Here is a 24489-nt window from a genome sequence, read left to right as displayed (position 1 = left end):
TGAAACGACTTGGGGAAAGATCGCATCGCCTCTATCACTGGGGCGTCACCCACGGGAGGACCATGCGCAAACCTCTGATATTCCTTGGCCTGATCGCTGTGGCGGTGATCGCGACCTTTCTGGTGGCCGATCCCGACCCCGAACGGCTGCGCGCCCTGCGCGACAGTCTCGCGGCGTGGCGCGAGGCGCATCCGCTGGCGCTGCCCATCGGGTTCTTCGTCACCTACGTTGTCGTTACGGCGCTGTCGCTGCCCTTTGCGGTCTGGCTGACTCTTTTGGGCGCGGCGCTGCTGGGCTTCTGGCAGGGGCTGGTGCTGATCTCCTTCGCGTCTTCCATCGGGGCGCTGCTGGCCTTTCTGGTCGCGCGCTACCTGATGCGCGACTGGGTGCGCGGGCGGTTTGGCCCACGGCTTGCGAAGATCGAGAAAGGCGCCGCGCGCGACGGCGAGTTCTACCTGTTCTCGCTTCGCCTGATCCCGGTCGTGCCGTTCTTCGTCATCAACCTCGCCTTCGGGCTGACCCGGATGAAGGCGTGGAAGTTCTATGCCGTCTCGCAGCTCGGCATGCTGCCCGGGACGGCCGTTTATGTCGCGGCGGGGGCGCAGCTGGGCGATCTGAACAGCCTGTCGGGGATCGTCTCGCCGGGTCTGCTCGGTGCTTTCGCGGCGCTGGCGGTGTTTCCGTGGGCGGCGCGCGCGGCGCTACGATTCTGGGCGCGCAAGCGCGCTTATCGCGGCTATGAGCGCCCGGCCAAGTTCGACCGCAACCTGATCGTCATCGGCGCAGGGGCGGCGGGGCTTGTGGCGTCTTATGTCGCGGCCCAAGCGAAGGCGAAAGTCACGCTGGTGCAGGACGGCCCGATGGGCGGCGATTGCCTGAATTTCGGCTGCGTGCCGTCGAAGGCGCTGATTGCCTCGGCGAGGGCTGTGGGTGTGGCACGCGGTTCCGAGGCGCTGGGCGTGCGCGCGGATGTCTCGGTCGATTGGCCCGTCGTGACGCGGCGGATATCCGAGGTGATCGCGCAGATTGAGCCGAATGATTCCGTGGAGCGCTATGAAGGTTTGGGCGTCGAGGTGGTCGAAGGCCATGCGCGACTGGAAGACCCGTGGACCGTGCGCGTGGGCGACCAGCGCCTGACGACGCGCGGCGTCGTGCTCGCGACCGGCGCGGCCCCGGTGATCCCGCCGATCGAGGGGATCGGATCGGTCGAGCCCCTGACCTCGGACACGCTGTGGGAGGCGCTCGCTGCGATGCCTGCGCCACCCGAGAGGATGGTGATCCTTGGCGGTGGCCCGATCGGCTGCGAGATAGCGCAGGCGCTGGCGCGTCTTGGGGCGGGCGTGACGGTCGTCGAGGCGGCGGAGCGGCTGTTGATCCGTGAAGATACCGAGGCCTCGGATGCCATCGCGGCCGCGTTGCGCGCCGATGGGGTCGATCTGCGGCTCGGGGCGAAGGCGATCCGCTTCGGGCGGGACGAGTCCAGCGCGGATGGAGGCAAATGGCTGGAGCTGGAAGACGGCTCCAAGATTCAATTCGACACGCTGCTGGTCGCGGTCGGACGCAAGGCGCGGCTCGAAGGCTTTGGGCTGGAGGAACTAGGCATTCCGGCAAACAAAGTGATCGAGACGAACGACTACCTCGAGACGCTGATGCCGAATATCTACGCCGCAGGCGATTCGGCCGGGCCCTTGCAGCTTACCAACGCCGCGGGCCATCAGGGCTGGATCGCGGCGGCGAATTCGCTGGCCTCGCCCTTCTGGCGGTTCAAGGCCCATGCCGCGCCGATCCCGCATGCGGTCTTCACCACGCCCGAACTGGCGCGGGTGGGGATCACGGCGACTCAGGCCGAGGCGGAGGGCGTGCACCACGAGGTCACGACATATCCCCTTGGCGATTTGGACCGGGCGCTGGCCGAAGGCGCGGGACAGGGCTTCGTGCGGATCGTCACCGCGAAAGGCTCCGACAAGATCATTGGTGCCACAGTCTGCGGCGCGCATGCCGCCGAGGTGCTTACCGAGTTCGCGCTGGCGATGCGGCACGGGCTGGGCTTGGGCAAAATCCTTGCCATGCCGCATATCTACCCCAGTTGGTCGGAGGCCGCGAAGAACGCCGCCGGGCGCTGGCGGCAGTCGCATGTGAACCCGCGAACGCTACGTATCGCCGAGCGCTTCATGACATGGAGGCGCGGATGATCGATGCTGCTCTCCTGCCGCTGCAACGTGCCATGATGCAGCCCCCCGCCGAGGCGCTGGCCGCGCGCGATATCCGCGCCGATCAGGTGACGGTGGCGGGCTTCGCGCTGGGTCTGCTCGCGATTCCGGCGCTGGCCTTGCACGCCTATTGGCTGGCGCTGGCGCTGATCCTGATCAACCGGGTCGCGGACGGGCTCGACGGGGCTATTGCCCGCATCAAGGGGCCGACCGATCGCGGTGCGTTCCTCGATATCGCGCTGGATTTTCTGTTCTACGCGCTGATCCCGGTGGGCTTCGCTCTGGCTGATCCGGCCCGTAACGCGCTCGCCGCGACCATCCTGATCGCGGCCTTCGTGGGCACCGGATCGAGCTTTCTCGCTTTCGCCTCGATCGCCGCCAAGCGCGGGATGAGCACCGACGCCTATCCGACCAAGGGCATCTACTACCTCGGCGGGCTGACCGAAGGCGCCGAGACGATCCTGTTCTTCGCGGCGATCTGTCTGTTTCCGCAAGCCTTCCCGATCCTTGCCGGGATCTTCGCCGCCGCCTGTTTCGTGACCACCGTGACCCGCTGGCTGATGGGCTGGCGGGCGTTTTCCTGAACGGAGAGAGTATGAGAAACCTTCTTGCCGCCCCGGTTCTTGCCGCGAGTCTCGCGCTGCCGCTCGCCGCGCCCGCCTTCGCCGATTGGGCGCAGATGCAGGCTGAGGCGAAGGGCCAGACGGTCTATTTCAATGCTTGGGGCGGCGATCCGCGCACCAACGCTTTCATCGATTGGGTGTCCGATCAGATGCAGGAGAAATACGGCGTCACGGTCGAGCAGGTGAAACTGTCCGACACTGCCGAAGCCGTTTCGCGCGTGCAGGCCGAGAAGGCGGCAGGCAAGGATGACGGCGGCGCGGTGGACCTTATCTGGATCAACGGGCCGAACTTTCTGGCGATGAAGGACGCGGGGCTGCTGCATGGGCCGTTCGTGAGCGATCTGCCCAATGCGAAATATCTCGACCTGTCGGAAGGCTCGGCGGCCACGACCGATTTCACCGTGCCGACCGAGGGCTATGAGAGCCCGTGGCGGCTTGCGAAATTCGCCTTCGCCTATGACGCGGAGCGGGTGAACGAACCGCCGAAGGATATGGCGGGGCTTCTGGATTGGGCCAAGGCGCATCCGAGTCGCTTCACCCATCCCAACCCGTCGAATTTCATGGGGACGAGCTTCCTCAAGCAGGCGCTGGTCGAGTTGGCGCCCGATCCGGCGGCGCTGTCGCAGCCCGTGACGGACGAGGCCTATACCAAGGAAACCGCGCCGCTCTGGGCGTGGTACGATGCGTTGCGCCCGCTGATGTGGCGCGAAGGCAAATCCTTCCCCGAGAACGAAAGCGCGCAGGCGCAACTGCTGGCCGATGGCGAGGTCGATTTCGCGATGTTCTTCGATCCCGCCGCGCCCGCCGCGATGATCGAACAGGGCGTGCTGCCGCCCTCTGTCCGCGTCTGGGTGCCCGAGGGCGGCACGATCGGGAATATCTCCTACGTCGCGATTCCCTATAACGCGGCGCATCAGGCGGGGGCGGAGCTGGTCGCGAATTTCCTGCTCGATCCGGCCACGCAGGCGCATATGCAGGACATCCGCGTGCTGGGAAGTTTCTCGGTGCTCGATCCGGCGAAGCTGGACCAGGCGGCGAAACAGGCCTTCGCTGATTTGCCCACCGCGCCCGCGCTGCCGACGCTGGAGGAGTTGGGCCCGACCCTGCCCGAGCCGCACCCGAGCTGGATGACCAAGCTCACCGAGGACTGGGCGCAGCGCTACACGAAGTGAGGTTCCGATGCGGCTCGCCGGGGCGATCCTGACGCTGGTGATCGGCGCGCCAGTGCTACTGGGCGCGGTGCTGACGCTGGCGACCGCGTTTGGCTGGCAGCCGGGGCTGGGGCGGGTCGCGCTGGGCTGGAACGGCTTCGCCGAGGCGCTGGCCGCGCCCGGTATCCTCACCTCGCTGCGGCTGACGCTGGTGATCGGTTTGGGGGCTACGCTGCTGTCGCTTGCGGCTTCGATCCCGCTCGCGCGCTGGCTGGTGACGCGGCAATCGGCGTCGCGCTGGCTGACGCCTCTGCTCGCGGTGCCCCATGCGGCGCTGGCGATCGGGCTGGCCTTCCTGATCGCGCCCTCGGGCTGGGCCGCGCGGTTGATCTCGCCCTGGGCGACTGGCTGGGACTTGCCGCCGCAGATCGTGACGGTGGGCGATCCGTGGGGGCTGTCGCTGATCGTCGGGCTGATGCTGAAAGAGGTGCCGTTCCTGACGTTGATGACGCTGGTGGCCGTCGCGCAGCGACCGGTGGCGGCACAGATGGCGGCGGGGCGTGCGCTTGGCTACGCGCCGGGGCGCGTCTGGGCGCGGATCGTCTGGCCGCAGCTTTACCCGGCGCTGCGCCTGCCGGCGCTGATCGTACTGGCCTTCTCGCTGTCGGTCGTGGACATGGCGCTGATCCTCGGGCCGTCGAACCCGCCGACGCTGGCCGTGCGGATCCTGCGACTCTACAGCGCGCCGGATCCCGCGCAGGCGGTGCCCGCCTCGGCGCTGGCGGTGATCCTGCTGGCGGTGATGGGTGCGAGTGCGGCGCTTTGGATGGCCGGCGAGCGCGCGGTGGCACGGCTGGGCAAGACGGCGATCCGCACTGGGAATCGCGGCACCTCGCGGCGAAACTGGAGCGGCGCTGGCCTGATCGGGGCGGGCGGTCTGCTGGCGATCGGATCGCTCGGCGCGCTGATCCTGTGGAGCCTCGCGAGCTTCTGGCGCTTTCCCGATGCCATGCCCGCCGATCTGACGCTCAAACGCTGGGCCAGCGCGGATTGGGCAGGGCCCGCTCTGACCAGCTTGTCCCTTGCGCTGGTCTCGACCGGGCTGGCGGTGATCCTCGCGATGCTCTGGTTGGAAAGCGAGGATCGCTCCGGCAAGCGCCTGCCGCTCGGCGCCTTGATCGTCCTGCCGCTTTTGCTGCCGCAGATCGGGTTTCTGCAGGGGCTGACGACGGGGTTCCTCTGGCTCGGCCTGCCGCCCGGGCCGGTCGCGGTGACATGGGCCGAACTGCTGTTCGTCTTTCCCTATGTGATGATCGCGCTGGCCGGGCCGTGGCGCGCGCTCGACCCGGCGCATCTCGCCAGTGCGGCGAGCCTCGGGGCCGGGCCGACGCGACGCCTGCTGCGGATCAAGCTGCCGATGCTGCTCGGTCCGATCTGTGCGGCGGCGGCGATCGGGATCGCAGTGTCGGTCGCGCAATATCTCGCAGTTCTGCTGCCCGGGGCGGGGCGCGTTCAGGCGCTGGCGACCGAAGCTGTCGCGCTGGCCTCGGGGGCGGATCGGCGGCTGGCCGCGATCCTCGCGCTCATGCAGGCGGCGCTGCCATGGCTGGGTTTCGCGCTGGCGCTCGCCGTGCCGGCATGGTGGCATCGCAATCGGCGCGGGTTGCGCGGAGGAGTGGCATGAGCCTCGAGCTGATCGATCTGAGCCTGACCGCGCCCGGCACCTCCGCGCCGCTCTTCGCGCCGCTGTCGCTGGTCGTGGCGCCCGGAGAGACCGTCTGCCTGATGGGGCCGTCCGGGATCGGCAAGTCGAGCCTGCTCGCCCATATCGGCGGGCACCTGCCGCGTGGGTTCACGGCCTCGGGCGATGTGCTGCTCGATGGCGAAAGCGTCAAGCAGCTGCCCGCCGAGAAACGCGGCATCGGGATGCTGTTTCAGCAGGCGCAGCTTTTCCCGCATCTCTCGGTGGGCGACAATCTGGCCTTCGGGTTGCCCGGGCAGGTGAAGGGCAAGGCGGCCCGGCGCGCGGCGGTCGAGGCGGCATTGGAACAGGCCGGGCTTGCGGGCATGGCTGATCGCGATCCGGCGACGCTGTCGGGCGGGCAGCGCACCCGTGCGGCGCTGATGCGCACGCTGCTTGCCCGGCCCCGCGCGGTGTTGATCGACGAACCCTTCGCCGCGCTCGACGCGGAGTTGCGGGCCGAGATCCGCAGTTTCACGCTGCGGCATCTCGCGGCCGAGCGGATCCCTTGCCTGATGGTCAGCCACGATCCGGAGGATGGCGCGGCAGCTGCGCGTCGGATCACATTGGGCTGAACCCCGCGCAGCCGCAGTGCGGCGAGCCCCGGCAGACTTGCGCGTTGAGGGCCCTGAGGCTATCTCAAAACTCATGATTTCTGCTGTCAAACACCGCTCGTCGCGTCTTTTGGCCCCCCTCGCCCTCGCGCTGGGGGGCACCGGATTGCTGGCGGGGTGTCAGCCGACAGCCTTCGGTTCGGCGCAGGTCGCGAAGGCCCGCACCACGCTCGCGAATGGCGCGCTGACGGTAGCCGCGCCGAAGGGCTGGTGCGTCGATCCGAAAAGCCTGCGCAATTCCGGTGCGGGGGGGTTCGCGCTGTTCGGCAATTGCGCTGCAATCTCGCGCAATGCCGAGGATGCCCATGCGTCAGAGCCCGCGCTGCTGAGCGTCACCGTCGGGCCGCCCGCGCTGGAGGATGGCTCCGGCAAGCTGTCACGGGATCGGCTCAAGAAGATCGGCGATTTCTTCCATTCCGAGATTGGGCGGGCGGCGCTGTCGCGATCTGGCGAGGCGGGCGACGTCACTATCAAGGGCACCGATATCGCCGATGGCACCTTGCTGCTGCGGGTCGAGGATCGCTCCGGCACCGGCGGGCCGCCGATCGCCAAGACCTATCTGCGGGGCGTCACCGCGCTTGGCGGGCGGATCACCGCGCTGTCGGTTATGCCGCTGAAGGAAGGCGAATTGAGCTACGCCCAGCAGCGCCAGTTGCTGGAGAAATTCATCGCCGCGATCCGCGCCGCGAACTGACCGTGCGGACCTGACGCTCCGAGCGCGCGTCGCCACGCCGGAACATGATGACTTCGCCCGGAAATTTCCCTTTCTCAGAATCCGCTGATAAGGAATAACTGCTGTGATGCCGCAAGCGGCAACGGCAGGACGGGAAAGAAGGGCGGGACATGGCGGGGCGAAACGGCGGATCGCTGTTGCAACGGATTGCCGAGCGGCGCAGCTTGCGGCGCTGGCGCGATGCGGCGTCCACGGTGTCCACGCTTGGGCCTGATGGACTGCGCAGTCTGCGCGCCCGGGCGCGCGCGCTGCGCAACGAGCTCGACACGGTGCTCCGCGCGACCGAGCAGCGGCTGACGGCCTTTCCCGGTGATACGTCGGTTCGCAAGCCCGCCGGCAGTGACTGGGCGTGGCGTCCGCTGCTCTGGCGGGTGAAGGCGCATCCGCACGGTGTCGCGGGGGCGCAAAGTCGCGACAAGCTTGGCGATGACCTCACCCTGTTCCATGACTGCCCTCGGTCCGAGATAACGCTGCGCCAGATCCGTAATACCAAGGGCGAGACGCTCGCGCCGTTCGGGCTGCGGCTCGATGTGCTGCGCTTCGAAGGCTCGTTCCTGTCGCTGGTGCTCGACCTGCCCGATGCCGCCCTTGGCGGGCTGCAACTCAACCATCTCATCCGGTTGGAGATGCAGCTGGAGTGCGAGCGGGAACTGGAGGTGTTCTGCCGCCTCAACATCAAGCACGGCCCCAATTCGGAGCAGCTGGTGCGCGAATTGCCCCAAGGCGAGGGCGCGCGCTATGTCGAATTCGATCTGGCCTATACGCGGATGAACGAGCGGCGGTTGGAAAAGGTATGGGTCGACCTGATTTTCGAAAACCCACGGATGAACGAGGTGGTGATCCGCGATCTCACCTTCGCGCGCTACCCGCGCGCCGAGCTGTGACGGAGGCGAGGATGCTGGAAAATTCGCGGATCAAGGCCGGGCGCTGGGAGGCGGTGAGCCACGAGAAAGAGACGCCCGATCTTGAGGTGCGCCATCAGGGCGAGGTGCTGGAAGGGCTGTTGCTGACTGGCGAGCCGGGCGACTGGCGCCTCTCGCAGCCGATCCCGGCGGAGTTGCTGAGTGAGGGGGTACTGACCTTCCTCGTCTGCCGCAAATCGGATGGCGAGGTGATCGACCGCTTCTCTCTGGTAGCAGGCGCGCCGCTCGCGGGTGATCTGCGCGCCGAGATCGACCTGCTGCGCACCGAGTTGGACATGCTGTCGCGCGCCTTCCGCCAGCATTGCGCCGAGAGCGAAAGCTGAGCCTTTTACGCGCGCCCTCGCGCGGGCGCGCGCACGCGTAGAAGAAAGACCTACGCGTCGAGCAGCTTGGCCACGGCCCGCAGCTCGAATTTCTGGATCTTCCCGGTCGAGGTTTTCGGCAGTTCGGAGAAGACCACGCGCTTGGGCGTCTTGAAGCCCGCGAGCCGCTCGCGGCAGAACTTGATCAACTCCTCTTCCGTCGCCTCCTTGCCCTCCTTCAGCTCGACGAAGGCGCAGGGCACCTCGCCCCAGGTCTCGTCGGGCTTCGCCACGACCGAGGCGAGCGAGACCGCCGGGTGGGCGCAGATCACGCCTTCCACCTCGACCGAGGAGACGTTCTCCCCGCCCGAGATGATGATGTCCTTCGCGCGGTCGGTGATCTTGATGTAGCCGTCGGGATGCATGAAGGCGATGTCGCCGGAGTGGAACACGCCGCCCTCGAAGGCCTCGCGCGTCGCCTGCGGGTTCTTGAAGTAGCCCTTCATCACCATGTTGCCGCGGAAGACGATCTCGCCCAGATGCTGAGCGTCGCGGGCGACCTCCTTGCCCTGATCGTGAACGGTGACCTGTTCGAGCATCGGCATCGACACGCCCGTGCGCGCCTTCAGTTCGGCACGTTCCTCGCCGGTTGCGCCGTCCCAGGAGGGCTTCCAGGTGCATTCGACGGCAGGCCCGTAGGTTTCGGTCAGCCCATAGACCTGCGTGACGTTGAACCCCAGCGGTTCGATCGCGGCCAGCGTCGAGGCGGGCGGCGGGGCGCCGGCGGTGAAGACTTCGACCACGTGATCGAAGGGGCGGCGATGCTCGTCCTTGGCGTTGACGATGGTGTTGAGCACGATCGGCGCGCCACCGAAATGCGTCACCCCGTGATCGGCGATCGCGTCATAGATGTTCTTCGCGGTCACGTCCCGGCAGCCGACGACCGTGCCGCCCATCATCGGGGCCATCCAGCTATGGGTCCAGGAGTTGCAATGGAACAGCGGCACGATGGTCAGCAGAACCGGGTAAAGCTGCATCCGCCACGAGATCGCGTTCGCCTGCGTCGAGAGATAGGCGCCGCGGTGGTGATAGACGACGCCTTTGGGCTTGCCGGTCGTGCCGGAGGTGTAGTTGAGCGCGATGCTCTCCCATTCGTCCTCCGGCATGATCCAGTCGAACATCGGGTCCCCCTCGGCCACCAGCGCCTCGTATTCGAGGTAATGCCCGGTCGGCTCGAACCCGTGATCGGGGTCGGCCACCTCCACGATCTGCGGCGCGGGGCCTTTCATCTTCTTCACGGCTTCTTCGGCCACCGGCAGGAAGGCCACGTCGCAGAGCACGATCTTCGCGCCGCCATGTTCGAAGATATAGGCGACGGTATCGACATCGAGCCGTGTGTTGATCGCGTTCAGCACCGCGCCGCAGGCGGGCACGCCGAAATGCGCTTCGATCTGCGGCAGGGTGTTGGGCAGGATCGTCGCTACCACGTCACCCGAGTTCACGCCGCGCGCCTTGAGCGCCGAGGCGAGCTGGCTCACGCGCGCGTGGTAATCGACGTAATTATAAGAGCGGCTGCCGTAGATCACCGCCGGTCGCTCGGGGAAGACCTCCAGCGCGCGGTTGAGATGCGACAAAGGTGTAAGCGGGGCGTAATTCGCCGCGCATTTCTCCAAACCCGTCTCGTCGGCAAGCCAGCCCATGAAAACCTCCTCCTCAATTGTTCGGGCATCTTCAGGCGGCTCCGCGCGAAAGGAAAGAGGGTTTGCGTCATCTTTCGTCAGAGATAGTGTCTCGCGCATGATCGTTTCGCATGGCCGTCGCTATATCTTCGTTCACATCCCGAAGACGGGCGGCACGGCGCTGACGCTCGCGTTGGAGGACCGCGCCATGGCGGACGATCTTCTGATCGGAGACACGCCCAAGGCGCAGCGGCGCAAACGCAGGCTGGCGGGCCGCGAGACGCGAGGGCGGCTTTGGAAGCATTCCACGCTGAGCGACGGGCTGGGGCTCTATACAGAAGAGCAGGCTCGGGCCTATTTCACTTTCACACTTGTGCGGAACCCGTGGGATCGGGTCGTCAGCTACTACCATTGGTTGCGCGAGCAGCAGATGACGCATCCGGCCGTGGCGTTAGCAAAATCACTCAGCTTTTCGGACTTCATAAACCATCCGCACACCCAGGCATCGCTCGCGGCGGCCCCTTATGGCAGCTACATGCGGCTGCCGGACGGGGAGGAGATTTGCGACCTTTATATTCGCCTTGAAGATGTAGAGGCCGATGCCGCACCTCTCGCGACGCATCTGGGGTTTTCCGTGACGCCCTTCGCGCGATCCAACATTTCCGCGCGGAAGCGCAACTGGCGCGAGTATTTTTCGGATGTCGACGCTGAAGTGGTTTCAAAACTCTGTGCCGAAGACATCGCGCGGTTCGATTACCGATTCTAAATTTTCGCGCGATTGCAGATTGCGACGCATTTTGGGCCATTCTTACGGCCGGTGAACGCGTCCCTATCCAAAAAGATAGGTCAATCGAGCGTGTCCCCTATCCAAAAAGATAGGTCAATCACGGGTCCGTGAGCAACTTACTGTCCGAAAGTATAGGTTTGCCACATTTCGGTCACCTTTCGGCCCCGGAAACTCCCTAGGAATCAATTGATCTGGGTAGGACCAAGAAATGGCCTCGCCGACTTTCAGAAGGAAGACCGACATGACCCGCAGTGCAACGACGACCTGGGACGACGATTGCGCCTTTGATACCGCTCTGGCGGGCGCAACCTCCGGGCGAATGCTCGACAACGGAGCTGCGTCGGGAATCGTCGCCGGAACGCGCATCGCCACCGCCATGGGCTGGCGCCCGGTGGAAGCGATCGCAGCCGGTGACATGGTCATGACTTTCGACAGTGGCCTGCGTCCCGTCGCGGACGTCAAACGGACTCAACTCTGGCTCGGTCACGGGCGTTGCCCGGACCATCGCAAGCCGCTCGCCGTGCCGGTCGGCGCGTTGGGCAACAAAACCCCGATGCTGCTTTTGCCTGAACAGAACATGATGGTGGAAAGCGACATGGCCGAGGCAATTTACGGTGACCCCTTCGCCGTGATCCCCGCTTCGGCACTTGAAGGCTATCGCGGGATCGATCGGATTACACCCCACCGTCCGATCGACGTGATCGTGCTGGAGTTTGAGGAGGAGGAGATCGTCTACGCTAATGGTTCTGGCATGGTCCATTGCGGTTCGGTCAACAGCCACCGGCTCGAAGCGCTCTTCGACGATGATGCAGGCCCGAACTACGAGACGCTGTCGCTCGAGATGGCGCGCTCGATCGTCGCGGGGCTGATCGACGAAGATCTGACCGCACATGCTTACGCGGCAGAGTGATAGCCCGGCCTGATCCCCTCCTGAAATTCTGACAGGCCGAACGCCGCACCCCAGACCAGGGTGCGGCGTTTTCCTTTGCCCGGGAATAGGCGAACGCTTCGGCGCAGAGGAAGGCGCGCGCATAGAAAAACGCCGGGGCCTTTCGGTCCCGGCGTTCTGGTTTTCTGGCGCCGTCGGATCAGGCGGCTTTCGCGGCCTGACCGTCGCCGAAACGACCATAGAAGGTGTCACCCTTGGCTGCGATGTCGCGCAGCAGGGCGGGGGCTTCGAAGCGCGGACCGTATTGCGCGGTGAGCGCCTCGCAGATCTCCACCGCCTTGCCGGCGCCGAGGATGTCGAGCCACGAGAACGGGCCACCCGACCACGGGGCGAAGCCCCAGCCGAGGATCGCGCCCACGTCACCCTCGCGGATGTCTTCCAGCACGCCCTGCTCGAAGGCGCGCACGGCTTCCAGCACCTGCGCCATCAGCAGGCGATGCTGCACGTGATGCACGTCGGGCTGCTCGTCGGCGCGCGGGAACTTGGCGTCGAGACCTTCCCAGAGGCCTTGGCGTTTGCCCTTGTCGTCATACTCGTAGAAGCCCGCGTTCGACTTGCGGCCCATCCGGCCTTCGTCGGCCATCCAGAACAGAACGTCATCGACCGCCTCATCGGGATAGGCATCGCCCATCGCCGCCTTGGTGGCCTTCGCGATCTTCACGCCGAGGTCGATCGAGGTCTCGTCTACCAGCTGCAGCGGTCCGAGCGGCATGCCGACCATAGTCGCGGCGTGTTCCACCAGCGTCGGGTTCACCCCTTCGGCCACCATGCGAATCCCCTCGTTGATATAGGGGATGATGCAGCGGTTGGCGTAGAAGAAGCGCGCGTCGTTCACCACGATCGGCGTCTTGCGGATCTGGCGCACGAAGTCGAGCGCCTTGGCCACGGCCACCGGACCGGTCTCGGCGCCCTTGATGATCTCGACCAGCATCATCTTGTCGACGGGCGAGAAGAAGTGGATGCCGATGAACTGCTCGGGGCGTGCGCTGGCCTTGGCCAGCTCGGTGATCGGCAGGGTCGAGGTGTTGGTCGCGAAAATCGCATCCTGCGGAATCACGGCTTCGGCCTTCTTGGTGACCTCGGCTTTGACGCCCGGATCTTCGAACACCGCTTCCACGATCAGGTCGCAACCCTCAAGGGCGGCGTAATCCGTGGTCGCTTTGATCAGGCCGAGCGTCTTCGCCTTGCCCTCTTCGGTGACCTTCTTGCGCGAGATGCCCTTGTCGAGGATGCCTTCGGAATAGGACTTGCCGCGATCGGCGGCCTCTTGGCTGTTGTCGATCAGCACGACTTCGATACCGGCCTTGGCTGAGACATAGGCAATGCCTGCGCCCATCATGCCCGCGCCGAGGATGCCGACCTTCTTCACCCTCTGGTCCGACACGTCGGGACGGTTCGCGCCCTTCTCCAGCGCGCCCTTGTTGATGAAGAGCGAACGGATCATCGAGGTCGACGACGGGTTCAGCAGAACGTTGGTGAACCAGCGCGCCTCGATCTTGATCGCCTGATCGAAGGGCACGAGCGCGCCTTCATAGACCGCCGAGAGCAGCGCCTTGGCCGCCGGATAGACGCCCGCGGTCTTGCCATGCACCATCGCGGAAGCACCGACGAAGGTCATGAAGCCCGCCGGGTGATAGGGTGCGCCGCCGGGCATCTTGAAGCCCTTCGCATCCCACGGTTTGACCAGATCGGCGTCTTTGGCGTTCAGCACCCATTCCTTCGCGGAGGCCAGCGGATCCTCGACGACCTCGTCGATCAGGCCCGCAGCTTTCGCCTTCTTGGGGTCCGAGAGCTTGCCTTCCAGCAGGAAGGGCGCCGCCGCCATCGCGCCGAGCTTGCGCGAGACGCGGGTGGTGCCGCCGCCGCCGGGGAAGATACCGACCATGATCTCGGGCAGGCCGATCTTCGCCTTCGGATTGTCCGCGACAAAAGTGCGGTGCGTCGACAGCGGCAGTTCCAGACCGATGCCGAGCGCGGTGCCGGGGATTGCGGTCGCGATCGGCTTGCCGCCCTTGTTGGTCTTCGGGTCCATGCCGGCGCGCTCGATCTTGCGCAGGACATGGTGCATCTGCATCACGCCGTCGAAGATCGCCTGAGCGCCGCCTTCGCGCATCTGCGCGATGACGTTGAGGTCCATGCCGCCCGCGAAATCGGGCTTGCCGGAGGTAATCACGACACCCTTCACGGCGTCATCCGCCAGCGCCTTGTCGATGAAGCTGTCGAGAAGCGCGAAGCCCTCCATGCTCATCACGTTCATCGACTTCTCGGGCACGTCCCAAGTGATGACGGCAACGCCGTCGCTGCCAAGTTCGTATTTGAAATCAGCCATTTGTTCCTCCCTCACACGCGCTCGATGATGGTCGCGGCGCCCATGCCGGACGCAACGCAGAGCGTGGCCAGACCGGTGTTCAGGTCGCGGCGTTCGAGCTCGTCCAGCAGCGTGCCGATGATGATCGCGCCGGTGGCGCCGAGCGGGTGGCCAAGCGCGATCGCGCCGCCGTTGACGTTGACCTTCGATGCGTCGACCTGGAAGGCCTGCATGAAGCGCAGCACGACAGCAGCAAACGCCTCGTTCACCTCGAACAGGTCGATGTCGGAGATCGACATGCCCGAATCGGCGAGGATCTTCTCGGTCACGGGCACCGGGCCGGTCAGCATGATCGTCGGATCGGTGCCGATCTTCGCGGTGGCACGGATGCGCGCGCGCGGCTTGAGGCCATGCGCCTCACCGAATTCCTTGTTGCCGATCAGCACGGCGGCGGCCCCGTCCACGATGCCCGAGGAGTTGCCGGCGTGATGGACGTGGTTGATGTGATCGAGGTGCGGGTATTTCAGCATCGCGACCTTGTCGAAGCCGGGCATGACCTCGCCCATTTCCTTGAAGGACGGCTTCAGGCTGCCGAGCGATTCCATCGTCGTGCCCGGACGCGGGAATTCGTCCTGCTCGAGAATGGTCAAACCGTTCTGGTCCTTCACCGGCACGATGGATTTTGCGAAACGGTTTTCCTTGATCGCCTCCGCCGCACGGCGCTGCGATTCCACGCCGAGCGCGTCGACGTCTTCGCGGCTAAAGCCGTATTCGGTGGCGATGATATCAGCCGAAATGCCCTGCGGGACGAAATAGGTCTTCATCGCGAGCGACGGGTCCACGGCGATTGCCGCGCCGTCCGAGCCCATCGCGACACGGCCCATCATCTCGACGCCGCCTGCGATGTAGCCCATGCCCGCGCCGCCGCGCACCTGGTTCGCGGCGAGGTTCACCGCTTCCATGCCCGAGGCGCAGAAGCGGTTGATCGACAGGCCCGGGATGCGCTCGTCGAGATCCGACAGAAGCACCGCCGAGCGCGCAAGGCAGCCGCCCTGCTCCATCACCTGGGTCGCGTTGCCCCAGATTACGTCCTCGACCGCATGGCCTTCGAGGTTGTTGCGCTCGGCCACCGCGTTCAGCAGCCGCGCGGACAGCGCGACCGAGCTGACCTCGTGCAAGGAGCCGTCCTTGCGGCCCTTGCCCCGCGGAGTGCGGGCTGCGTCATAGATATAGGCTTCCGTCATGGTTCCTCCTCACGCCCGGTCGGAAGGATTGCCGGGCATCAAATCATAGGGGTGTTTCCAACCGGGCAGGGCAGCAATGCCATCCAGCCAACGGTCGATATTGGGGAATTCCTTGCGGTCGAACCCAAAGGGCTCGGGGTAGTAGAGATAGCCGCAGCAGGCGAAATCGGCCAAGCTGGGCTGGTCGCCGACGACCCAGTCGCGACCCTCCATGTGTTTCTCCAGCGTCTTGATCGCGGTCAGCACGCGGCCCTTGAGCCAGCCGATCGCCTCTTGCGGACGCTTGTCTTCGGGCAGGAAGTTCATCAGGAAGCGCAACCCGCCTTGCTGGCCCGAGCCTTTCTGCGCATCCCAGAACATCCAGCGCAGCATTTCGTTGCGGTCCTCGGCGAGGAATTTGCCGGTCTGCTCCGCGATGTGAAGTTGGATGACGCAGGATTGCGACAGGGTCAGGTCGCCCTCTTTGAAGACGGGCGCCTCGGCCATTTCGTTCAGCGCCTGGTATTCGGCGCTGCGCGCCTCGCCGTTGAAGAAATCGACATAGACCGGCTCCCAGTCGTAGCCCGCCAATTCCATCGTCAGCGCCGCCTTGTAAGCGTTCCCCGACTCTCCGAAGCAATAAAGTTGTGCCGCCATTCGTTGCGGTCCTCCCTGATCACGATGCCAATCTGGCCCCTAAGTGACGCGAACGTAAGCCCCTCGTGGGCATTCCGCCGCAACGTCATTCGATCACGACGTTGCGTCCAACGCGAGGGAGAGGGTGACGTTCCGTTGCAAGAGGTGAACGGACGTGAACGGAAAGCACGGAAAAAGCGAGAGGAGCGGCGCGGTTAGCGCACCGCCTGCATCGTTCCCTTGGGAAACTCGATTCCCTCGAAATCGGGATACACCTTGCGCAATACTGCGATCTGCGCCGGGCTGTCGATGCGCACAAGATACCATTCCTCGCCATCCTGCAGCGCCAGCGTGGTATTGGTCGAGCGCACCTTGCCCATATCGGGCACCTCCATCACCGTCGATGTCGGAATCTGCGCATAGGCCCGGCCCGAAGACGTCTCGCCGGTTTTCATTTCGTTGGTGTTCATCTCGAACTCGTCGATCGTGACCGAGGCCATCGCGTCGTTGATTTGCTTGCGCATGATCTCTTCGAGCTGTTCTTTCGGTACGCCCGTCTGATCCGCGATGGCCTGCATCATCTTCGGCGGCACCGTGTCGAAGAAGACCGAGTAGTCCTTCTCTTCCACCGCCTTGGTGAAGCCCGCGACCTCCTGCGTGACAGCGTTGCGGTCGGCGGAGTCGAAGGCAAAGGCGGGCAGGGCCGAGACGGCAAGGGATGCGACAGCGAAAGCGAGAGACAGGCGGGTCATGGATGTCCTTTCGAAATCAGGCTTTGCGCTCGCCAAGCTCGGCCTTGAACAGCCGCAGGCGGTGGTTGAGATTTTCCTCGTGGGTGACGGAGTTGAAATGCTCGAACAGGAAGGTCAGCGCCTCGTCGGGCGTGATTTCCGCCTCCTGCGCGAAGCGGTTGAGGCTGCGATAGGCGTCATTGGTCATGGCGACGGGAAAGCGACGGGTCAGGCGCAGTCGTTTGGGCATTCAGGCTCCGGGGCAATGTAGCGCGGGAAGGCGCGTCAGGTTGCGCGCAGCTTAGGAAGAAACCTGCGCGCTGGCCAGACCGCCCTTGCTCCGAAGCCAAGCATCGGGACCGCGCCTAGAGGTCGTCCCAATCGCTCAGCCCGAGCTTGTTCTTGCGGTGGATCTGCCACAGCGCCATCAGCGCCCCGAAGGCGAGCGCCGAGATCACCAGCGTTACCAGATGCGGCGCGTAGGACATGCCCTCCGTCGCGCTCAGCAGATGATCCACGAGGAGCTGCGCCACCGCGAACCCGGCGCCGAAGATCAGCAGGTTCTGCTTCCAGTCGAGATAGGGAATCGGGCGCGGCTCGAAGCCCAGCCAATGCAGTACCCGCGCGCCCATGGAAGGACGGGTCGAGCGGAACACGCCCCGCGCCCGCAGCTCTGCGAGCGCGGCATCGTATCGGCGGTGGGTTTCTGCGTTATTGAGATACATGGCGGCGGGGCTCGGCGGGAATCGTGTCTCGGTTGAGATTCCGAGGTTAGACCTGCATGGCCGCAAAACAATCGCCCGGCGCTACACTTCGCCTGACATGGCGGTGATCGAAAATTGAAACGGCGGGCCGAGGCCCGCCGTTCATTTTCGTTTGATCCGTTCGTCTCAGAACTGGTCGTCGGTCAGCGCCATGACCGGGTCCGCACCGCTCTCGATCCGCGCCAGATGCATGGCGCAGGCCGGAAGCTGACGCGCCATGTAGTAGCGGCCCGTCGCGATCTTGCCTTCGTAGAAGGCGGTGTCCGACGCCCCGTTGTCGAGCGCAGTGAAGGCGGCTTTCGCCATCCGCGTCCACATCAGGCCGAGGCAGACGTGGCCCATCAGGTGCATGAAGTCATAGCTGCCCGACAGCGCCGCGTTCGGGTTTTTCATGCCGTTCTGCATGAAGAACATGCCCGCGGTCTGAAGCTGTTTGGAGGCGTTCTTCAGCGCATCGGTGAAGGGCTTCATCCGCTCATCGTCGTCATGCGACTTGCACTCTGCCTTGACCATCTCGAAGAAGGCCATGACGTGCTTGCCACCGTCGGCTGCGAGCTTGCGGCCCACGAGGTCGAGTGCCTGAATGCCGTTGGCGCCCTCGTAGATCATCGCGATGCGCGCGTCGCGCACATGCTGCGACATCGGCCAGTCTTCGGTATAGCCGTGGCCACCGAAGACCTGCTGCGCGGAGACGGCGGTCTCGAAGCCCTTGTCGGTAAGGAAGCCCTTGATGACCGGGGTCATCAGCGAGATCAGACCTTCGGCTTCGGCGTCGTTGAGCGCATGGGAGCGGTCGATCAGATGCGCGCCCCAGAAGGTGAAGGCGCGGGCGCCCTCTACGAAGCTCTTCTGGTCCATCAGCATCCGGCGCACGTCCGGGTGCACGATGATCGGATCGGCGGCCTTCTCGGGCGCCTTCACACCGGTCACATCGCGACCCTGAATGCGGTCCTTCGCGTAAGCCACGGCTTCCTGATAGGCGGCTTCGGCCACGGCATAGCCCTGAAGGCCGACGCCGAGACGCGCTTCGTTCATCATGGTGAACATCGCGCGCATCCCCTTGTGGAGATCGCCCAGCAGCCAGCCCTTCGCGCCGTCGTAGTTCATGACGCAGGTCGCGTTGCCGTGGATGCCCATCTTCTCTTCGAGCTTGCCGACCGAGAGCGAGTTGCGCTCGCCCAGCGAGCCGTCCTCGTTGACGAGGAATTTCGGCACGATGAAGAGCGAGACGCCCTTGGTGCCTTCGCCACCGCCCGGCGCTTTCGCCAGCACGAGGTGGATCACGTTATCCGACAGGTCATGATCGCCCGCCGAGATGAAGATCTTGGTGCCGGTGATCGCGTAGGAGCCATCATCCTGCGGCTCGGCCTTGGTGCGCATGAGACCCAGATCGGTCCCGCAATGGGGCTCCGTCAGGTTCATCGTGCCGGTCCAGTCGCAGGTGACCATCTTCGGCAGATAGGTCTGCTTCTGCTCGTCCGTGCCGTGGGTGTGGATCGCCGAATAGGCGCCGTGGGTCAGGCCCTGGTACATGTTGAAGGCCATGTTGGCCGAGACGAACATCTCGCCCACCGCGCAGTTCAGCAGGTAGGGCATGCCCTGACCGCCGAATTCAGGATCGCAGTCGAGCGCGGTCCAGCCGCCCTCTTTCATTGCCTCGAATGCCTTGTCGAACCCTTTGGGCGTGCGGACCACGCCGTTTTCGAGCACGCAGCCTTCCTTGTCGCCCACCTCGTTCAGCGGGGCCAGCACCTCCGACGAGACCTTGCCCGCAGCGTCGAGAACGGCCTCGGTGAAGTCGCGGTCCATTTCTTCGTAACCCGGCACGTCCGAATCCGAAACCTTGAGCAGGTCATGCAGCACAAACTGCATGTCTTTGGTGTTGGCGATAAAGCTCGACATGGTTCGCTCCCTTTAGTCGTCGCGGATCAGGCCGCGTCGTCGTGGCGCGCCTTCTCCAGTTCCTTCTCCGCCCACTCGATCTGACTGGCCAGTTCGTCGATCGCCTGACCCAGTTCCTCGCGTTGGCGCGTCATTTCCTCCAGACGTTGCTGTGCGAGCTTGATCGTCTCGTTCAGCTGCGTCTTCTGCTTGTCGCCCATCTCGTAGAGGTCCAGCAGCTGGCGGATATCCTCCAGCGAAAACCCGAAACGTTTGCCGCGCAGGATCAGTTTTAGCCGGGCGCGGTCGCGCCGCGTAAACAGCCGTTTCTGTCCCTCGCGAATGGGAAACAGCAACTCCTTGCTTTCGTAGAACCGCAGGGTGCGCGGGGTCACCTCGAAGGCATCGCACATCTCGCGGATCGTCATTACTGTGTCGGTCATACTCTCTGCCTCGCGTTTCCTTTGCGTAATGCGACGCGGCAGATCGTCTGTCCGCAGTCACAATACAAGACTTCTTTACGTTCGCGTCACCGTAACGTGGCGTCACGAATCCAATGACGTAATGTCAGGGAATTTTTACCGTACGGTAAAGCAAGTTTCTTTCGTCGAAACTGGCCATAATCGTCAAGCTCACAAGGCGTTCACACGACCTCGCTGACGTTAAGGAATGCATTTCAGGCTCAAGAATCAAGAGTGTCCTGAACCTGATCACGCAATTGTCGGAGGTCGTCGATTGCCGCGTCCAATTCTTCGCGTTGTCGCGTCAGCACGTCAAGCTGCCGGTCGGCCAGTTCGACCCAGACGCGGTTCTGCTCTTCGGTGCCTTGCTGATCATAGATCAGCAGCCATTGGCGCAACTCCTCGAGCGAGAAGCCAAATCGACGCCCGCGCAAGATCAACGTCATCCGCGCGATTTCGCGCGGGCCGTAATAGCGCGAGCGGCCTTCCTTCTGGGGATTGAGAAGCTCGATATACTCGTAATAGCGCAGCGTGCGCGGGGTCACGTCGAACCGCTCGCACATCTCCTTGAAGGACAGTAAGTCTGACATCTATTCGGCCTCCCGATCCGGGCGAGAAGCTAGCGCGCCGGGCTTCAGGCTGCAAGCAAAGCCAGCCCTCGCCCGGCGGGCTGCAGCTTATATTTCGATCGCTTTGAGCATCTCGGGTTCGATGACATCCACCCCCGGCAGACCGTCGATCAGCGCCTGCGCGGATTGCTCCAGCGCATCGAAGGTCTTGTAGTGGCAGGGTATGACCGTCTTGAAGTTGAAATACTTCTTCGACGCCCAGGCCGCGCGCTTCATGTCCATCGTGAAATGGCCGCCCGCCGCGAGGATGCCGATATCGGGATTGTGCAGTTCACCCATCCAGTCCATGTCGGCCATGATGTCGGTATCGCCGCTGACGTAGATCGTGTGGCCCTCGGCCTCGATCATGAAGCCCGCGGGCTGGCCCGCATAGGCCGGGTTGCCGTCCTTGTAATCGACCGAGGCGGAATGGGTCGCGTTCACCATCGTGACCTTCACACCGCCCAGATCGACCGTGCCGCCTTTGCCGAAACCGACCGTCTCGGCCCCCTCGGCACCGAGCATGATCGACAGCTCGTGGATGCAGTAGATCGGGATATCCAGTTCCTTCGCGATCGGCACCGCGTCCGAAGCGTGATCGCCGTGGCCGTGGGTCAGCAGCAGATGCGTCGCACCCTCGATCGCCTCGCCGCGCTTGTCGTCGGGAAAGACCGGCGAGCCGGTGAGGAACGGATCGAGCAGGATCACGGCGTCGCCGGTTTCGATGCGGAAGCCGGAATGGCCGAGCCAGATGAGTTTCATATGGATTTCCTCCGTTAGGCACTTCGGTTGTGACAGGGTGACGTATAAGCCCTGCGCATGTTCCAAGATTAGCGCGCAAATTCGCGTGGGACAGGGCAGGGGCGCGCCGATGCCGGGGCGCGGCGCTTGAAAGCCCCAGTGGCTCGGGCTAAACCGCCTTCCAAGACAAGCGGAGAAGCACATGTCCATCGATATCGACACCGCCCGCAAAGTGGCGCATCTGGCCCGGATCCGGGTGCCCGAAGACCATCTGCCCGAGCTCGCGCAGGAACTCTCCAGCATCCTGACCTTCATGGAGCAGCTCAACGAGGTCGACGTTGAGGGCGTCGAGCCGATGACCTCCGTGACGCCGATGCGCCTCAAGCGCCGCGTCGACGAGGTGACCGATGGCGGTTATCCCGAGAAAATCCTCAAGAACGCCCCCGATGCCCGCGAGGGCTTCTTTGCCGTGCCGAAGGTGGTCGAATGAGCCTGAACAAACTGACGATTGCCGACGCGCGCGATGCGCTCAAGAAGGGCGATGTGACTTCGGTCGAGCTGACCGAGGCCTGCCTGGGCGAAATCGAAGGCGCAGGCGCGCTGAATGCCTACGTGCACAAGACCCCTGAGATCGCGCTGGAGCAGGCCAAGGCCGCCGATGCGCGCATCAAGTCGGGCGACGCGCCCGCGATGTGCGGCATCCCGCTGGGGATCAAGGATCTTTTCGCGACCAAGGGCGTGGCGACGCAGGCCGCGTCGAACATCCTCGACGGGTTCAAGCCGGAATACGAATCCACCGTCACGCAGAACCTGTGGGACGCGGGCGCGGTGATGCTCGGCAAGCTGTCGATGGACGAATTCGCGATGGGCTCGTCGAACGAGACCGCCTGCTACGGCCCGGCGGTGAACCCCTGGAAGATCGATGACCGGAAACTGACCCCGGGCGGGTCTTCGGGCGGTTCGGCCGCGGCTGTGGCTGCCGACCTGTGCCTTGCCGCGACCGGCACGGATACCGGCGGCTCGATCCGCCAGCCCGCCGCCTTCACCGGCATCGTCGGCATCAAGCCGACCTATGGCCGGGTCTCTCGCTGGGGTGTGGTGGCCTTCGCCTCTTCGCTTGATCAGGCGGGTCCGATGACCAAATCGGTGCGCGACGCGGCGATCATGCTTGGCACGATGTGCTCGCACGATCCGAAGGATTCGACCTCCGCCGATATTCCGGTCCCGGATTTCGAGGCCGCGCTGACCGGCGACATTCGCGGCAAGAAGATTGGTATCCCGAAAGAATACCGCATCGATGGTATGCCCGCCGAGATCCAGAAGCTCTGGGACGACGGCATCGCGATGATGAAAGATGCGGGGGCCGAGATCGTCGATATCTCGCTGCCCCATACGAAATACGCGCTGCCCGCCTATTACGTCGTGGCTCCCGCGGAAGCCTCGTCGAACCTCGCGCGCTATGATGGCGTGCGCTACGGCCACCGCGCCAAGCTCGCGGCAGGCGAGGGCATCGTCGACATGTACGAGAAGACCCGCGCCGAAGGCTTCGGCCCCGAGGTGCAGCGTCGCGTGATGATCGGCACCTATGTGTTGTCGGCAGGCTTCTATGACGCCTATTACAACCGCGCCCGGAAAGTGCGCGCCTTGATCAAGCGCGACTTCGAAGAAGTTTTCGCGCAGGGCATCGATTCGATCCTGACGCCTGCCACCCCGTCTGCCGCTTTCGGTCTGGGCGAGATGGACGGCGCCGATCCGGTCGAGATGTATATGCAAGATGTGTTCACCGTGACGGTGAACCTTGCAGGCCTTCCCGGCGTTTCGGTGCCGTGCGGGCTGGACAGCAAGGGCCTTCCGCTGGGGCTGCAACTCATCGGGCGGCCCTGGGAAGAGGGCGATCTGCTGAACCACGCCCACGTCCTCGAACAGGCCGCGGGCTTCTCGGCCAAACCGGAGAAATGGTGGTAACATGAAACAGGCACTCGCGATCCTCGGCGGCGTTCTGGCCCTCTCGGGCTGTATCTCTTCGATTCCCGACAGCGGCCCCGAAGCCCGTCGCGAGGCCGAACTGCGCGGCCAGCCCATCGTGCCGCCTTCGGCACAAAGCGTCCTGCCGACCGACAACGGCTCGACCAACCCCGATGCGCCCGGCGCGCCGCTGAACGCGACCGGCACGGCGACGCCCGGCACGACCAACGCGCTTTCCGCACCGACCATCGATGCGGGCGGCACCATCGGCGACAATCCTTCGACCTCCAGCTCCGACAGCAGCGACAATAGCGGCGCCGCGATCGGGGCAGATGCGATGGCCGCGCTGCAGGAGACCGACGCGTCGAACAGCACTGCCGGTTCCAGCACCATGGCCAGCTCGCCGAACTTCGACACCACCGCGTCGAGCAGCGCGCCCGCGCAGAACACGATCAGCAATCAGGACAGCTCGGGGCCGAACCTCGCTGCCTATGCGCTATCGGTGTCCAACCGTCCGGGCGACTCGGTCTACAAGCGCTCGGGCATCAAGCTGACCTCGTCGAGCAAGGCCTGCGCGAAATACGTCTCTGCCGATCAGGCGCAACGCGCCTTCCTCTCCGCAGGCGGGCCGCAGAAAGACCGGCTGAACCTCGATCCCGATGGCGACGGTTTCGCCTGCGACTGGGATCCGACGCCGTTCCAGACCGCGCGCCAGTGAGCGCCGACTGGCCCTCGCCCAATTACGGCCCGCGCCGCGAGGGGGCGGTGCCGGAACTGATCATTATCCATTACACCGCGATGTGGTCCTGCGAGGCCGCGCGGACGCGCCTTTGCCTGCCCGAGGCGGAGGTCTCCGCGCATTGGCTGATCGGGCGTGATGGCTCGGTCGAGCAGCTCGTCCCAGAGGAGATGCGCGCCTGGCATGCGGGCTTGGGAAGCTGGCAGGGGCTGGGCGATGTGAATTCGCGCTCGATCGGTATCGAACTGGACAACGAGGGCGATCGTCCGTTCCCCGAGCCGCTGATGGCCGCGCTGGAAGAGCTGCTTCCGCAGATCATGCGCCGCTGGGCAATTGCACCCGAGAACGTCATTGGCCATTCGGATTTCGCGCCCGAGCGCAAGATCGACCCGGGCCCGCGCTTCGACTGGCAGCGCCTCGCGCGGCAGGGCCTGGCGATCTGGCCGGAGCGGGGCGCTGCTGCGCCCGCGGTCGATCCCGAGAGTTTCCTCGCACTGGCCTCGAGCCTTGGCTACCCGGAAGCGCCGCTCGCGACGATCCTGCCAGCCTTCCGCCTGCGCTTCCGCCCGCGCCATGAGGGGCCGCTGGATGCGGTGGACATGGCGCTGGTCGCCGATCTGGCGAGCCGCTTTGGCGCAGATGGCGGGGCGTGGCGATCAAGCTGAGGCCGGGAGCGGGCTCTGCCCCCCGGTCGCCGGACGGCGACAGATTTGAAGACGG

The 24489-nt window shown here is 64.8% G+C and carries 25 protein-coding genes; 14 read left to right on the top strand and 11 right to left on the bottom strand.

Annotated features, from left to right (window positions below; translation table 11 throughout):
* Positions 1–62: 62 nt before the first annotated feature.
* From DEM26_RS08660 to DEM26_RS08625, 8 genes are all read left to right on the top strand, one after another.
* A complete protein-coding gene (locus DEM26_RS08660; RefSeq protein WP_109172172.1) occupies positions 63–2192 on the top strand; it encodes an FAD-dependent oxidoreductase in 2130 nt (709 codons plus the stop codon).
* Complete coding sequence (locus tag DEM26_RS08655; protein ID WP_109172171.1) at positions 2189–2794, top strand: CDP-alcohol phosphatidyltransferase family protein; 606 nt, start codon at positions 2189–2191, stop codon at positions 2792–2794. The genes DEM26_RS08660 and DEM26_RS08655 overlap by 4 nt, the downstream gene beginning before the upstream one ends.
* 11 nt (positions 2795–2805) lie before the next feature.
* Positions 2806–4005 (top strand): ABC transporter substrate-binding protein, encoded by a 1200-nt coding sequence (locus tag DEM26_RS08650; protein ID WP_109172170.1) that lies wholly within the window; start codon positions 2806–2808, stop codon positions 4003–4005.
* Positions 4006–4012: 7 nt separating this feature from the next.
* A complete protein-coding gene (locus tag DEM26_RS08645; RefSeq protein ID WP_109172169.1) occupies positions 4013–5668 on the top strand; it encodes an ABC transporter permease in 1656 nt (551 codons plus the stop codon).
* Positions 5665–6300: an ATP-binding cassette domain-containing protein gene (locus DEM26_RS08640; protein WP_109172168.1), complete on the top strand. Its 636-nt coding sequence runs from the start codon at positions 5665–5667 to the stop codon at positions 6298–6300. Before DEM26_RS08645 ends, DEM26_RS08640 begins: the two co-directional genes overlap by 4 nt.
* A 73-nt stretch (positions 6301–6373) precedes the next feature.
* Positions 6374–7033 carry a hypothetical protein gene (locus DEM26_RS08635; protein WP_109172167.1) on the top strand — a complete coding sequence of 220 codons (660 nt, stop codon included), beginning with the start codon at positions 6374–6376 and terminating at the stop codon, positions 7031–7033.
* A gap of 149 nt (positions 7034–7182) precedes the next feature.
* A complete protein-coding gene (locus tag DEM26_RS08630; RefSeq protein WP_109172166.1) occupies positions 7183–7956 on the top strand; it encodes a DUF6478 family protein in 774 nt (257 codons plus the stop codon).
* Between the two features lie 11 nt (positions 7957–7967).
* Positions 7968–8318 carry a hypothetical protein gene (locus DEM26_RS08625; protein WP_233243058.1) on the top strand — a complete coding sequence of 117 codons (351 nt, stop codon included), beginning with the start codon at positions 7968–7970 and terminating at the stop codon, positions 8316–8318.
* Positions 8319–8368: 50 nt separating this feature from the next.
* On the opposite strand, the gene DEM26_RS08620 is transcribed toward DEM26_RS08625, so the two are convergent.
* Positions 8369–9997, bottom strand: a complete 1629-nt coding sequence (locus DEM26_RS08620) for an AMP-binding protein (protein WP_088719825.1) — start codon at positions 9995–9997, stop codon at positions 8369–8371.
* Positions 9998–10094: 97 nt separating this feature from the next.
* On the opposite strand from DEM26_RS08620, the gene DEM26_RS08615 reads away from it, so the two are divergent.
* Together DEM26_RS08615 and DEM26_RS08610 are read left to right on the top strand one after the other, a co-directional pair.
* Positions 10095–10742 carry a sulfotransferase family 2 domain-containing protein gene (locus DEM26_RS08615; RefSeq protein ID WP_109172165.1) on the top strand — a complete coding sequence of 216 codons (648 nt, stop codon included), beginning with the start codon at positions 10095–10097 and terminating at the stop codon, positions 10740–10742.
* 262 nt (positions 10743–11004) lie between these two features.
* Entirely contained in the window at positions 11005–11673 is a 669-nt protein-coding gene (locus DEM26_RS08610; RefSeq protein WP_075775367.1) for a Hint domain-containing protein, read from the top strand.
* 178 nt (positions 11674–11851) lie between these two features.
* Here the strand turns inward: DEM26_RS08610 and DEM26_RS08605 are convergent, their stop codons facing one another.
* From DEM26_RS08605 to DEM26_RS08560, 10 genes are all read right to left on the bottom strand, one after another.
* The gene (locus DEM26_RS08605; protein WP_109172164.1) at positions 11852–14041 is read right to left on the bottom strand and encodes a 3-hydroxyacyl-CoA dehydrogenase NAD-binding domain-containing protein; all 2190 of its coding nucleotides are present in this window, start codon (positions 14039–14041) and stop codon (positions 11852–11854) included.
* An 11-nt stretch (positions 14042–14052) separates the two neighbouring features.
* Positions 14053–15264, bottom strand: coding sequence for an acetyl-CoA C-acetyltransferase (locus DEM26_RS08600; RefSeq protein ID WP_075775369.1), 1212 nt, complete (start codon positions 15262–15264; stop codon positions 14053–14055).
* Between the two features lie 9 nt (positions 15265–15273).
* On the bottom strand, positions 15274–15900 hold the full coding sequence (locus DEM26_RS08595) for a glutathione S-transferase family protein (RefSeq protein ID WP_075775370.1): 627 nt from the start codon (positions 15898–15900) through the stop codon (positions 15274–15276).
* 194 nt (positions 15901–16094) lie between these two features.
* Positions 16095–16631, bottom strand: coding sequence for a hypothetical protein (locus DEM26_RS08590; RefSeq protein WP_088723113.1), 537 nt, complete (start codon positions 16629–16631; stop codon positions 16095–16097).
* A 16-nt stretch (positions 16632–16647) separates the two neighbouring features.
* A complete protein-coding gene (locus tag DEM26_RS08585) occupies positions 16648–16860 on the bottom strand; it encodes a hypothetical protein (RefSeq protein WP_075775372.1) in 213 nt (70 codons plus the stop codon).
* A gap of 115 nt (positions 16861–16975) precedes the next feature.
* The gene (locus DEM26_RS08580) at positions 16976–17335 is read right to left on the bottom strand and encodes a DUF6404 family protein (RefSeq protein WP_075775373.1); all 360 of its coding nucleotides are present in this window, start codon (positions 17333–17335) and stop codon (positions 16976–16978) included.
* A gap of 165 nt (positions 17336–17500) precedes the next feature.
* Positions 17501–19276 (bottom strand): acyl-CoA dehydrogenase C-terminal domain-containing protein, encoded by a 1776-nt coding sequence (locus DEM26_RS08575; RefSeq protein ID WP_088719820.1) that lies wholly within the window; start codon positions 19274–19276, stop codon positions 17501–17503.
* Positions 19277–19302: 26 nt separating this feature from the next.
* Positions 19303–19698 (bottom strand): MerR family transcriptional regulator, encoded by a 396-nt coding sequence (locus DEM26_RS08570; protein ID WP_075775375.1) that lies wholly within the window; start codon positions 19696–19698, stop codon positions 19303–19305.
* A 239-nt stretch (positions 19699–19937) separates the two neighbouring features.
* Entirely contained in the window at positions 19938–20306 is a 369-nt protein-coding gene (locus tag DEM26_RS08565; protein ID WP_075775376.1) for a MerR family transcriptional regulator, read from the bottom strand.
* An 87-nt stretch (positions 20307–20393) separates the two neighbouring features.
* Positions 20394–21086 (bottom strand): metal-dependent hydrolase, encoded by a 693-nt coding sequence (locus tag DEM26_RS08560; protein WP_075775377.1) that lies wholly within the window; start codon positions 21084–21086, stop codon positions 20394–20396.
* Between the two features lie 181 nt (positions 21087–21267).
* Here DEM26_RS08560 and gatC point away from each other — a divergent pair, with 181 nt between their 5' ends.
* Genes gatC through DEM26_RS08540 form a run of 4 tightly spaced genes read left to right on the top strand, consistent with a single transcriptional unit; the run spans position 21268 to position 24434 of the window.
* Positions 21268–21555, top strand: coding sequence for an Asp-tRNA(Asn)/Glu-tRNA(Gln) amidotransferase subunit GatC (gene gatC / locus DEM26_RS08555; protein ID WP_075775378.1), 288 nt, complete (start codon positions 21268–21270; stop codon positions 21553–21555).
* Positions 21552–23030, top strand: a complete 1479-nt coding sequence (gatA, locus tag DEM26_RS08550) for an Asp-tRNA(Asn)/Glu-tRNA(Gln) amidotransferase subunit GatA (RefSeq protein WP_075775379.1) — start codon at positions 21552–21554, stop codon at positions 23028–23030. Before gatC ends, gatA begins: the two co-directional genes overlap by 4 nt.
* Position 23031: 1 nt before the next feature.
* Entirely contained in the window at positions 23032–23748 is a 717-nt protein-coding gene (locus tag DEM26_RS08545) for a hypothetical protein (RefSeq protein WP_075775380.1), read from the top strand.
* Positions 23745–24434, top strand: a complete 690-nt coding sequence (locus tag DEM26_RS08540) for an N-acetylmuramoyl-L-alanine amidase (RefSeq protein WP_075775381.1) — start codon at positions 23745–23747, stop codon at positions 24432–24434. Before DEM26_RS08545 ends, DEM26_RS08540 begins: the two co-directional genes overlap by 4 nt.
* Positions 24435–24489: the final 55 nt, after the last annotated feature.

The sequence above is a fragment of the Thioclava sp. NG1 genome (assembly GCF_003122275.1).
Lineage (GTDB): Bacteria > Pseudomonadota > Alphaproteobacteria > Rhodobacterales > Rhodobacteraceae > Thioclava > Thioclava nitratireducens.
Note: the sequence above shows the minus strand (reverse complement) of the source record. Positions and strands in the feature narration are given on the sequence as shown.